Below are 11,796 nucleotides of genomic sequence, written 5' to 3'. Positions count from 1 at the left end.
GTCCTGAGCCAGGATCAAACTCTCCAAAAAAGAGTATGAGTTTTAGCTCATAATTTAAAACGTTGGCTAGTGATCTTCATAATTGAAGTCACTATAAATATTGTTTGTTGACGCTTGTTTGTTTAGTTTTCAAAGAGCAACTCGTTACCTCGTTATGAAGCAACTTTTATATATTATCAGGTTTAAAACCTGAAGTCAATATGTTTTTTTGTTGATGTTTTTTATGTGCTGCTTGTTTTAGCAACAGATAATAATATATCACCATTATTAATTTGTGGCAATACGTTTTTTACAATCTTACAAAGTAAAATTATTCACATTAATCGGTTTTATTTTACACGCATAAAAAAAGCAAAGCACTTAAATGCTTTGCTTTTTCTGGTATTAACGATGACGCATTAATGGAAACAATAGTACATCTCGAATTGATGGAGAATTGGTGAGCAGCATAACGATCCTGTCAATACCAATACCCAGTCCCCCTGTTGGAGGCATTCCGTATTCTAACGCTTCAATAAAATCCTCATCCATTTCATGTGCTTCGTCGTTGCCTTGTTCTTTTTCTTGGAGCTGAGCTTCAAAGCGTTCCCTTTGGTCAATAGGATCGTTTAGCTCTGTAAAAGCATTGGCATGTTCCCTTGCCACTATAAAAAGTTCGAAACGATCAGTAAAACGGGAATCCTCATCATTCTTTTTCGCGAGAGGGGAGATTTCAACCGGATGACCGAAGATAAATGTAGGCTGGATTAATTTCTCCTCGACCTTCTGCTCAAAGAATTCATTTACGATGTGACCGTATTGCATGTGCTTGGTTATTTCAACGCCATGCTTCTCAGCAAGCTGCTGTGCTTCTTCCGTACTCATCTGCTTCCAGAAGTCCACACCTGTGTGCTCCTTAATCGCATCTACCATATGAAGTCTTTTCCACTCCGGTTTTAAATCAACTTCGTACTCACCATACTGAACGGTGGTAGTACCCAATACCTCCTGGGCAATATGCGCAATCAGATTTTCGGTAAGACTCATAATATCATTATAATCAGCATATGCTTCGTAAAGTTCTATCATTGTAAACTCAGGGTTGTGCCTAGTAGAAATCCCTTCATTTCTAAAAACTCGTCCGATTTCATAAACCTTTTCAAGCCCTCCGACAATCAAACGCTTTAGGTGTAATTCAATAGCTATACGCATGTATAGTGTCATATCAAGTGCATTGTGATGAGTAATGAACGGACGCGCTGACGCTCCCCCAGCAATCGAATGCATTAACGGAGTTTCGACTTCCAAATACCCATGGGCATCAAGGTAACGGCGCATTGACTGGATAATACGGCTGCGATTAATAAATGTCTCTTTGCTTTCATCACTTGTAATTAAATCGAGATAACGCTGACGGTAGCGTTGTTCGACATCTTTTAAACCGTGAAATTTATCTGGCAGAGGACGCAATGCCTTTGTTAAAAACACATAGTCTGTAACCTTTACAGATAATTCACCGACTTTTGTTTTAAAAAGTGTTCCTTCAACACCAATCAAATCTCCAAGGTCAGAGTCATCAAATGTGCTGTACTGCTCTTCGCCTACAGCATCTTGCCGTACATAGATTTGAATCTGGCCTGTTAGATCCTTAATATGCGCAAAGCCCGCCTTCCCTTTGCCGCGTTTTGTCATAAGCCGCCCTGCTATTTTGACGGATACGTTCCTTGAGTCAACTTCTTCTTTTTCAAGGTCACCAAACTCCGCAGCAATCTGGGCAGTATCATGGGTACGCTCAAAGCGCTTGCCAAATGGGTCAAGACCTCTTTCCCGCAGAGCATTCATTTTTTCTCTCCTGACCATTAGCTGGTCATTTAATTCTTCACTCATTTATGATCACTCCAGTTTTCAGTATATGTAAGGTATAAAATTGCCTCGTTCGTATCTATCCTTCTATTATTTTACACAAACACATAAATTCAGACATCAAAACAGGCTTAAATAGAATAAAAACTGCCAGCTTTGGGTCACTGGCAGTTAACAATATCATACGTATTATAGAAAAAGAGCCTTTTAAAGTCAAACTTTATCCAGCAAGGAAATCCTGTTTTGTCTTTTCTTCTACTTCTGCAACGTAGTCTGTTAGTAATGTTACTAGCTGGTCTCTCGTATTGCTTTCATTTACTCCATTACGGACTTTTGCATTACCACGAACACCTTTTAAATACCATGCAGCATGCTTTCTCATTTCACGAACTGCAACATCTTCATTCTTCAATGCAATGAGACGATCTAAGTGAAGGATGCAAACATCAATTTTCTCGCGTACAGACGGTTCGCCCATTAGCTCACCTGTTTCAAGGAATTTAACTGTACGGTAAATCATCCAAGGGTTTCCTAGGGCCGCACGGCCAATCATGACGCCATCAACGCCTGTTTCATCAAGCATGCGTTTTGCATCCTGCGGTGTCTGGACATCACCATTTCCGATAACCGGAATATTGATGGATTGCTTTACTTCACGAATAATATCCCAGTTCGCCTGTCCTTCGTACATTTGAACACGTGTGCGGCCGTGCAGCGCTACAGCCTTGCCGCCTGCACGTTCAATCATCTGTGCGTTTTTAACAGCATAAATATGATCTTCATCCCAACCCATACGCATTTTGACCGTAACTGGTTTTTGGACTGCATCAACAACGGCTGACACCATTTCGTAAATTTTGTCTGGGTTAAGCAGCCATTTAGCTCCCGCATCACATTTAGTAATCTTCGGAACAGGACAGCCCATGTTGATATCAATAATATCTGCATTTGTATTTTGATCGACGAATCTTGCGGCTTCTACGAGTGTCTCTTTCTCGCCGCCAAAAATTTGGAGGCTTAGCGGCTTTTCTCTTTCATCGATATACAGCATGTTCATTGTTCTTTCATTTTTGAGAACAATTCCTTTGTCACTAACCATTTCTGCACATACAAGTCCAGCACCAAATTCTTTTACTGTAAGACGGAACGCAGAGTTGCACACTCCCGCCATAGGTGCCAGCACTACAGGGTTTTTTATTTCAATATCGCCAATTTTCAGCATGGGTTTATCCTCCTTTCACTAAAAGTTATATAGTATGACTGCTCTCTGACGGAGGAGATAATTCCTCAATACTGATGTTCAAAACATCCGCTACCTGCATAATAAATCTGTTAGGAGGCATCCGGTTTCCCCGTTCGATTTCACCTAGAATGGATACTGATACTCCCAGTTTCTTTGCAAACTCTTCCTGCGTAAATCCTTTTAACTTTCGAAAAGCGCGAATACGTCTTCCCCATTTTTCTGCTTCCATATTCGTACTCCTTCTTTATAAGGTATATTTGCTAAACAGGACTTTAGAGGTCCCTCCATCTTTGGCAGTCTAAGATTTGGATTCATTTCTAATAAAGGGACAAGAACAAAAGCTCTTTCATGCATCCGGGGATGCGGAACAATAAGCTTCTCTGCTACAATATTTTCTTGATTATAGAGCAAAATGTCAAGGTCTATTGTTCTGGGACCCCACTTAAATTCCCTTATTCTTCCGATATCCAACTCAATAGTTTGGCACCGATCTAGCAATTCAAAAGGGTTTAAGTCGGTAGAAACAAGAACAGCCATATTTAAAAATAAATCTTGCTCTTCAAACCCAACAGGGTCTGTTTCATAAATCGATGAAGTATTTACCACTGTAATAGATGAATCAGAACTCAGCAACCGAATGGCCTCTTTCATATAGGCCGCCCTATCCCCCATATTTGAGCCGATTGCTATATATGCGAAATTTTCCACGTCTATCTTCCCCTTGTGATCTCTACTGCAACTGACTGATAATGGCCTGGGATGGGTGGATCCGGTTTAATTACTTTCAAATGGCAGATTTGTACTGCAGCATGACGAGCTAGAATTTCTTCAGCCATTTTTTCAGCAACCGCTTCAACTAGCTTAAAAGGCGGTCCTTCCGCTACCTCTTTACAGACCTGATACAGTTCCGCGTAATTGATTGAATCGTCCAGGTTATCACTTTCACCGGCCGCTTTTAAATCTAACTCCACTATTAAATCCACAATAAACCGCTGGCCAAGTCGAGTCTCCTCGGGAAAAACACCGTGATATCCATAAAATTGCATTTGATTAACATGAATTTTATCCACTATAATCTCCCTTTCCCATAAGAGCATCCATCATTTTAACCATTCTAGAGATTGGTTTCACATCATGAACTCTAACAATCTGGCACCCTTGTTGAATTCCATAACAAATAGTAGAACCTGTTCCTTCCATTCGCTCGTCGGCAGGCAAGTCATTTAAGACTTTGCCTATAAAGCCCTTTCTCGAAGTACCCAGCAATACCGGATACCCCAATGAAACAAGTTTTCCAAGCGATCTCATCATTATGAGATTTTCATTAAAATCCTTTGCAAATCCAATTCCGGGATCGAGAATAATATGATTATCTTCTACTCCAGCCTGTTTCACAATTGAAATGCTTTCGTATAGATCCATAATTACATCTTGAATGAAGTTCTTGTAATTGCGGTCGTGACGATTATGGGTTAGGATGATTGGCACCTTCAGCTCAGCTGCAACGGCCGCCATATTCGCATCAGCTTTTGCTCCCCATACATCATTAATGATATGAGCTCCAGCTAAAACTGCTTGCCGGGCTGTTTCTGCTTTATACGTATCAATAGAAACAGGGGCGTCCACATGGGCCGTGACAGCCTCTATTACTGGAATAACACGAGCAAGTTCATCCTCAAGAGTAACTGGCTCGTGTCCAGGTCTTGTTGATTCTCCCCCGATATCAATTATATCTGCTCCCTGTTCAACAAGCTCCTGAGCACGCATTATAGCATGGTCAGTGCGGTTGAACTTCCCTCCATCTGAAAAGGAGTCTGGAGTGACGTTTAAAATCCCCATTACTAACGTTTTTTTTCTGAAATCCAAGCTATATGGACCAGCCTGAATGATGTTATTTATTTCTTTTTCCATTCACTTAAACCCTCCAGCAACATCCCATTTCTGCTCCATAGCTTTCGACGCTGCATACGGTAATTTGAGCTGAACCATTTCACAGTTAGCCCGCGGTTCCCTGGCAGCTGACTTCCGCCAAATTTTGATACAGCCACTATTTCCTGGATAGAATTCGTTAGAAACATTTCATCTGCCGATTCTGCTTGTTCTGTTAAAAACATTCCTTCGATCACTTCAATTCCAGCATTCTTTGCCATCCTAATTACAAATTGTCTTGTAATTCCATTCAGGATACCTGTGTTAACAGAAGGTGTATATAAAACTCCATCCTTTATCCAAAACAAGTTGGAAACAATTCCTTCAGCTAGAAAACCATCTGCATTTAAAAAAATCCCTTCGGATTCCGGCTCTTGTCCGATCTCCCGTTTCGCAAGAACATTGTTTAAGTAATGATGCGATTTAAGGCGGTAGCTTCCTTCAGGTGTATTTCTGTTAATTTTAAGGAGGATCGCTTCCTTCTCAGCTATCTCTAACGATGACAATAGAGGCTTCATAAAAATGATTAAATTTGGCTCTGTATAGACGTCCGTTTGCAGTCCTATCTCTCCGTTCCCAGCTGACACATTAAAACGGACGTATGCATTCGTAAGCTGGTTTTTTTTCAGTAAGGTTTTTAATATGTTATAAACTTGTGCCCGGTTATACTGAACCTCAATATTTAAAAGCCTTAAGCCTTCGTTAAGCCTTTCCAAATGATCATCAAGAAGAAAGGGATGGCCCTCATATACTCGGAACGTTTCGAACAGTCCAAGTCCATAAAGAAATCCATGATCAAAGGGAGAAATCCTTACATCTTCTTTCTTGATGACTTCGCCGTTTATATATACATACATATTACCTTATAACTCCACTAGCAGCCGGCACCTTATAATAAGCCACAAAGTTTTTAAGCAGCTGCCTTCCATCATAAGTCAGAATGGATTCTGGATGAAATTGAACCCCTTCGATGGGAAGAGTCTTATGACGGATAGCCATGATCTCATCTTCATCTGTCCAAGCAGAAACCTCGAAACAATCTGGCAAGCTTTCTCTTCTGACGATTAATGAATGATAGCGCGTCGCGGGAAATGGGTTGCTTAATCCTGCAAAAATCGTTTTTCCGTCATGGTACATATCAGAAGTCTTTCCATGCATTAAGCGTTCAGCCCGTACCACTTCTCCGCCAAACACCTGTGCAATGGACTGATGCCCAAGACAAACACCAAAAATCGGAATTACCCCAGCGAGGTTTTCAATCACTTCAAGACTAATACCCGCTTCATTAGGACTGCAAGGACCCGGCGAGACCATGACATACTGAGGATTGAGCTGAATGATTTCGTTGACAGTTGTTTCATTATTCCTTTTTACGATCAGTTCCTCTCCAAGTTCCCCAAGATATTGAACAAGATTATAAGTAAAGGAATCATAATTATCAATCATGAGTATCATTTAAGTCACCTTTTTCTGTTTCTGCAAGTTCTTTTGCTTTCCATAGGGCACGTGCCTTTTTCAGAGATTCTTTGTATTCATGAGCAGGTTCGGAATCAATAACAATTCCCGCACCAGCCTGAATATGAGCAGTACCTTCTTTTACAAGCATCGTCCGAATAATAATATTTAATTCCATATCCTGATTAAAGCCAATCCAGCCCATTGAACCAGTATAAGGCCCGCGTCTAACAGGCTCAAGTTCATCAATGATCTCCATTGTTCTGACCTTAGGGGCTCCTGTTATCGTTCCGCCAGGGAAAACAGCATTCACTACATCAAACCAGCTTTTATCTTCCGCGAGTTTCCCTCTAACATTAGAGACAATGTGCATAACATGGGAGTATTTTTCAATGACCATAAATTCGTTAACCTCTACCGAGCCATATTGACTGACCCTCCCAAGGTCATTTCGTTCAAGATCGACAAGCATGACATGCTCAGCTCTCTCTTTTTCATTTTGGATCAGGTCACTGGCAAGCTTAAAGTCCTCATCAGGATTCTTTCCTCTAGACCTAGTTCCGGCTATAGGGCGGGTTGAAACCTCGTCTTTTTTCAATTTTACAAGCAGCTCAGGAGATGCGCTGACTAATTGGAATTCTGGTGTGTGAAAATAGCCCATATAAGGAGACGGATTAAACTTACGCAGCTGTTTGTAAACTTCAACGGCTGGAACCGTTATTTCCGCTGACTGCCGTACCGATAAATTTACCTGGAAAACATCGCCTTGTGCGATATAATCTCTTATCTTCTCAGCAGCCTGCATAAACTTCGGACCGTCCATTGAGAAGTCTAGCCCTGCAGACCGTTTTTGTTTTTCAGCCTTTTCAGGGTGTATGTCTAAAGGCTTTTCCCATAATCCCTTCCAATTAGCAGCTGCTTTCATGGCTTCTTGTTTATTTTCCGGTTCATGTAAAATCATGATCCAAAGGGTTTTTGCTATATGGTCAAAAACAAACAGCTCTCTGAATAGTAAAAAATACAGATCCGGAACTAGCAGATCGTCTTTGGCATATTCAGGAAGCCTTTCAATATACCGTACATAGTCGTAGCTGATGTATCCAAGAGCTCCGCCTTGGAAATCCGGTAAATTATCATCCGCTATGACCTCATGCTTATCCATCCATTCCTTCATTCTCTCTAATGGATTGCCAGCGAAGGTAGAGGTTGTATCTTTTTCTTTAATATTAAGTTCACCATTTTTCCCAAATATAATAGCTTCTGGTTTAAAGCCCGCTATGCTGTATTGGCCACCTCTTCCACTTTCAAGCAAAGCATGGTGGGAGTAGGACTCAGAGATAGCAAAATATTGTTTAATAAAATCTTCATGTTCAAAGGGAATGTTTAAATGAGCAATTTCGTATGTAGGCACTTTAGTCACTCCTATAATTTCTCCCCTCATCATACATGAAATTGATACCTGCTTTCATACTTTTTTGTTGTGTTTTTATCAAAAAAAAGAGGCATAGCTTAAGCCTGCCTCCTATTGACCGTTTTATTCAGTTTCGAATTGATAGAGCGGAGTACTTAAATAGCGCTCTCCATTACTAGGGATAATGGCTAATACCTTTTTGCCTTTTCCTAGTTCTTTCGCTACCTCGAGTGCTGCATAGATTGCGGCTCCGGAAGAAATCCCGCCAAGTATACCTTCCTCTTTAGCCGCCCGGCGTGCATACTCAAATGCCTGCTCGTTTTCAACTTTAACGACTTTATCATAAATATCAGTATTTAATACATCCGGTACAAATCCCGCACCGATCCCCTGAATCTTGTGAGGGCCTGGCTTGCCCCCTGATAATATAGGAGAATCAGCAGGTTCAACAGCGACAATTTGAATGTTACTGTATTTATCGCGGAGAACCTTTCCAGCACCTGTTATCGTACCACCTGTTCCGATACCTGAAATAAATGCATCGAGCTGGTCACCCATTTGCTCAACAATTTCCTTACCAGTTGTTCGTTCATGAACAGCAGGATTTGCTTCATTTTTAAACTGCTGTGGCATAAAGTAGCCATGTTCGTTCGCAAGCTCCTCAGCTTTGCGGATCGCTCCCCCCATGCCCTCTGGTCCTGGTGTTAAGACTAGCTCTGCGCCGTATGCACGAAGCAAGTTCCTTCGTTCCATACTCATTGTTTCAGGCATAACCAGAACGGCTTTGAAGCCTTTTGCAGCTGCTACCATAGCAAGGCCGATGCCCGTGTTCCCGCTAGTAGGCTCAATAAGGGTATCCCCCTCCTTAAGCTTTCCTGATGCTTCCGCAGCTTCAATCATTGCTAAAGCAATCCGATCTTTAACACTGCTTCCTGGATTCATATATTCTAATTTTAAATAAACATCTGCGCTGTTTTCATCTGAAAGACGGTTAAGTTTTACAATTGGTGTTTGACCAATTAAATCATTAATGGAATTTGCAATTCTGACCATTTTTTATACCACCTTTTTATTCCGACTATTTTTATTGGTTTTATTAAAAGGTACCAATCATTCGGTCACTTGTCAATATTTTATTACTGAATAGTCCGACTAAATAACCAATTTTTGAAAATCATCTTATTCCTTTAAACTATCCTCCAAGCTGTATATTAAACATGTTTATACTAAGTTAAATAGTGCAGTTGATAATAAGAATATTGTAGGTACCAGTTATAATTGGATTGAAAAAAGTACAAACCAAAATGGCATGTACTCCAAGGAAATTTATAAAAAATCTGGCTCTGTTCAAATATACTGTTGATTTTCGCTCCAGCACTCGCTTTCCGCGGGGCGTGCGGTGAGCCCGCAGGAGACTGATTGGGCATCCCAGAATAAGCCTTGGCACTAAGGAAATGTGACAGCACAAGAAAAGCATCCGTGAGTTAACATCACACGAAATTATGAGATTGCATAATGAGGAGTCCTTTCCAATCAACCTAGTGCTATTAACCAAATACTTCAGCAGCGAAAGTCCAACGCACTTTTAAAAAAGAGCGACTTGGACTTTTTGTGCGCACCCGGCATAGGTGCAGTCTACAAGGTATGACTCCCGAGCCATGAAGGCATAGTAGTTGGCTAGCTTCGCAAGCCCGCGCACGACGGAATGCCTAAGCATTTTCGATCGATCGCCTTCACTCCGAATCCGAAAACTTCTTAAAAATAAGACAGCTTCTCGGGTTTTATATTACCTTTTTTCTTTTTCTTCATAAAACCAATCTACCTTTGTTTCACTCCAAAATGCTCTGGCAGAAACAGGCCTATCCATTTGTTCCAATGCAATTTGACGACGGATTTGTCCTTTTACTTCCTCAAAGGAATATTTCTTGCCCTTAAGCTTTTCATGTACCATTAAAATAGCATAGCCTGATTCCGTTTCTACCGGATCGGTCCACTCTCCATTTTCCATACCTTTTACAAGCTCTTCTATATTCTGCAGGTAGCTGTCATCCTCTACATTAATGAACCCAAGGTCTCCGCCCTTCTGAGCTGAGAATTCATCTATAGAACGTTCCATTGCTAATGCTGAAAAGCTTGAACCTTGTTTTAATTCTTTAACAGTCTGCTCTGCTTCTCCTTTTGTTTTAACAACAATTTGCGATAAATGGTAAGAGGCTGGCACATCGTATAATGTTTGATTTTGCTCATAAAAATTTTTCATATCTGCTTCGGTCACGTTTGCATCCTTTGTCAGCAATTCTTCAAGTAGCAGATTATATTTTATCTCTTGTTTCCATTTTTCTTCGTTGCCCGCTTCTCCAGATCCATACATAGCCTTTAGCATATTTAGTTCACGTTCTATCGCGCTATCGGAAACCTTTATTCCATAATCATCAGCCATTTGAATTATTACTTTTTGATCTATTAAATCTCGTAACGTATCTTCCCCATAGCGTTCTTCCATTTCAGTCAGCCATTCCTGACGAGAGATCGTTTCTTTTCCAATTTTCGCAACCGTTTCCTGTTCCCCTGCGAAAATCTTTGATCCCGCCTCTCCACTTCCTGACAGAAAAAAAACAATAGTTAGGCAATTAACTAAAACAAGCCCCGCAATTACTATCCATAACTGCTTCTTCTCCAACCCTCTTCCCCCTCAAGAAATGCGTAAGCACCTTGTACTGCCTCGCTAAGTGCTGGAAGGCCAGATGAAGAAGTCGTTCTTTGACTTCACCAGCTGGACCGAAGCACTCGAGAGGCTAGGCGCTGAGCTAGACACAATAAAGCGCAGAGCGCCGGGTTATCGGCGACAAGCATAAGACAAGCCCTGCAAGAAGGCGTTTTCTGCCTTCTGAAAGGGATAGGCTTATGACTTCGAGCCGATGGCGTTCGGAGCTAGACAACCTTCCATGTTAGCAAAACTTATTTCTTGTCTATTTTAGAATAAACAAGCCAGCACACAACTAATAGTGCTGGCGAACATATTAGGTCTCAGTTATCTAGCTTCCTCTTCTAATTCCTCAAGCTCTTCTTTTGAATAAATATATGTTTCGTTACAGAAATGGCATTGCGCTTCTGCTTTACCATCTGTTTCAATCATGTCTCTGATTTCATCTGAACCCAGGCTGATGATCGCACTAGCGAATCGTTCCTTCGAACAATTACAATTAAATGAAACTGGGAGGCGATCAAGGACTTTTAAGTTTTCACTTCCGAGGATTTCTTCTAGAATTTCCTCAGGTGTTAAACCTTTGTCAATTAGCTTAGAAATAGGATCCATTTCCTTTAAACGATTTTCTATCAAAGTGATGGTTTCATCATCTGTGCCCGGCATAAGCTGAATAATAAAGCCACCTGCCGCTTTTATTGAGTTGTCAGGATTAACAAGCACACCTACACCGACAGATGATGGAACTTGTTCGGATTTCACAAAATAATAGGTAAAGTCCTCACCCAGTTCACCTGAAACAATTGGCACCTGGCCAGTAAAATGATCGCGCATGCCAATATCCTTAACCACAGTTAGAGTTCCTGACGTACCAACTGCCGCACGGACATCTAATTTCCCATGTTCATTTAGATCAAAGTGAACATGGGGATTGCTTACATATCCACGGACTTCTCCTTTGGCATTTGTATCAACAAGTATCAGTCCAATTGGACCGTCTCCCTCTACCTTAAGTGTAAGCTTCTCTTCACCCTTCATCATAGCGCCCATCATTGCACCGGCAGTCAATGTTCGACCCAGCGCAGCAGAAGCCACCGGCCATGTATAATGGCGCCTTTGTCCCTCACTTACTGTATCCGTAGTATCGGCAGCATATGCCCGGACTTGTCCGTCAAATGCAAGCGCCCTAACTAAATAATCACTCATATATAT

The 11,796-nt window shown here is 41.2% G+C and carries 12 protein-coding genes; all 12 read right to left on the bottom strand.

The genetic code is table 11. The features are described from left to right. Positions 1–384 precede the first annotated feature (384 nt). Positions 385–1,866 (bottom strand): lysine--tRNA ligase, encoded by a 1,482-nt coding sequence (gene lysS, locus HRJ06_RS20525; protein ID WP_174734844.1) that lies wholly within the window; start codon positions 1,864–1,866, stop codon positions 385–387. Between the two features lie 196 nt (positions 1,867–2,062). After that, positions 2,063–3,064, bottom strand: coding sequence for a tRNA dihydrouridine synthase DusB (gene dusB / locus HRJ06_RS20520; RefSeq protein ID WP_174734843.1), 1,002 nt, complete (start codon positions 3,062–3,064; stop codon positions 2,063–2,065). A 25-nt stretch (positions 3,065–3,089) separates the two neighbouring features. Next, on the bottom strand, positions 3,090–3,314 hold the full coding sequence (locus HRJ06_RS20515) for a helix-turn-helix domain-containing protein (RefSeq protein WP_174734842.1): 225 nt from the start codon (positions 3,312–3,314) through the stop codon (positions 3,090–3,092). Further along, positions 3,266–3,793: a 2-amino-4-hydroxy-6-hydroxymethyldihydropteridine diphosphokinase gene (gene folK, locus HRJ06_RS20510; RefSeq protein WP_174734841.1), complete on the bottom strand. Its 528-nt coding sequence runs from the start codon at positions 3,791–3,793 to the stop codon at positions 3,266–3,268. The genes HRJ06_RS20515 and folK overlap by 49 nt, the downstream gene beginning before the upstream one ends. 2 nt (positions 3,794–3,795) lie before the next feature. After that, the gene (folB, locus tag HRJ06_RS20505; RefSeq protein ID WP_174734840.1) at positions 3,796–4,155 is read right to left on the bottom strand and encodes a dihydroneopterin aldolase; all 360 of its coding nucleotides are present in this window, start codon (positions 4,153–4,155) and stop codon (positions 3,796–3,798) included. Beyond that, entirely contained in the window at positions 4,148–4,996 is an 849-nt protein-coding gene (gene folP / locus HRJ06_RS20500; RefSeq protein WP_174734839.1) for a dihydropteroate synthase, read from the bottom strand. The genes folB and folP overlap by 8 nt, the downstream gene beginning before the upstream one ends. Beyond that, positions 4,981–5,871, bottom strand: a complete 891-nt coding sequence (pabC, locus tag HRJ06_RS20495) for an aminodeoxychorismate lyase (protein ID WP_174734838.1) — start codon at positions 5,869–5,871, stop codon at positions 4,981–4,983. Before pabC ends, folP begins: the two co-directional genes overlap by 16 nt. A 1-nt stretch (position 5,872) precedes the next feature. Beyond that, positions 5,873–6,469, bottom strand: coding sequence for an aminodeoxychorismate/anthranilate synthase component II (gene pabA / locus HRJ06_RS20490; RefSeq protein ID WP_174734837.1), 597 nt, complete (start codon positions 6,467–6,469; stop codon positions 5,873–5,875). Further along, a complete protein-coding gene (locus tag HRJ06_RS20485; protein WP_174734847.1) occupies positions 6,453–7,910 on the bottom strand; it encodes an anthranilate synthase component I family protein in 1,458 nt (485 codons plus the stop codon). The genes pabA and HRJ06_RS20485 overlap by 17 nt, the downstream gene beginning before the upstream one ends. Before the next feature lie 93 nt (positions 7,911–8,003). After that, complete coding sequence (gene cysK / locus HRJ06_RS20480; protein WP_174734836.1) at positions 8,004–8,933, bottom strand: cysteine synthase A; 930 nt, start codon at positions 8,931–8,933, stop codon at positions 8,004–8,006. Between the two features lie 733 nt (positions 8,934–9,666). After that, complete coding sequence (locus tag HRJ06_RS20475; RefSeq protein ID WP_174734835.1) at positions 9,667–10,560, bottom strand: peptidyl-prolyl cis-trans isomerase; 894 nt, start codon at positions 10,558–10,560, stop codon at positions 9,667–9,669. A 351-nt stretch (positions 10,561–10,911) separates the two neighbouring features. Beyond that, on the bottom strand, positions 10,912–11,790 hold the full coding sequence (gene hslO / locus HRJ06_RS20470; RefSeq protein ID WP_174734834.1) for an Hsp33 family molecular chaperone HslO: 879 nt from the start codon (positions 11,788–11,790) through the stop codon (positions 10,912–10,914). Between the last annotated feature and the right edge of the window lie 6 nt (positions 11,791–11,796).

Origin of the sequence: Mesobacillus harenae, assembly GCF_013343715.1 — a bacterium.
In the GTDB taxonomy this organism is placed as follows: Bacteria; Bacillota; Bacilli; order Bacillales; family Cytobacillaceae; genus Mesobacillus_A; species Mesobacillus_A harenae.
The sequence above is the reverse complement of the archived record's forward strand: the minus strand, read 5'-3'. Positions and strand labels throughout refer to the sequence as shown.

Coding starts and splice junctions, on each gene's coding strand:
- folP (WP_174734839.1), bottom strand. CDS start 4,996: ATGGAAAAAGAAATAAATAACATCATTCAGGCTGGTCCATATAGCTTG.
- cysK (WP_174734836.1), bottom strand. CDS start 8,933: ATGGTCAGAATTGCAAATTCCATTAATGATTTAATTGGTCAAACACCA.
- HRJ06_RS20515 (WP_174734842.1), bottom strand. CDS start 3,314: ATGGAAGCAGAAAAATGGGGAAGACGTATTCGCGCTTTTCGAAAGTTA.
- dusB (WP_174734843.1), bottom strand. CDS start 3,064: ATGCTGAAAATTGGCGATATTGAAATAAAAAACCCTGTAGTGCTGGCA.
- pabC (WP_174734838.1), bottom strand. CDS start 5,871: ATGTATGTATATATAAACGGCGAAGTCATCAAGAAAGAAGATGTAAGG.
- hslO (WP_174734834.1), bottom strand. CDS start 11,790: ATGAGTGATTATTTAGTTAGGGCGCTTGCATTTGACGGACAAGTCCGG.
- HRJ06_RS20485 (WP_174734847.1), bottom strand. CDS start 7,910: ATGAGGGGAGAAATTATAGGAGTGACTAAAGTGCCTACATACGAAATT.
- lysS (WP_174734844.1), bottom strand. CDS start 1,866: ATGAGTGAAGAATTAAATGACCAGCTAATGGTCAGGAGAGAAAAAATG.
- pabA (WP_174734837.1), bottom strand. CDS start 6,469: ATGATACTCATGATTGATAATTATGATTCCTTTACTTATAATCTTGTT.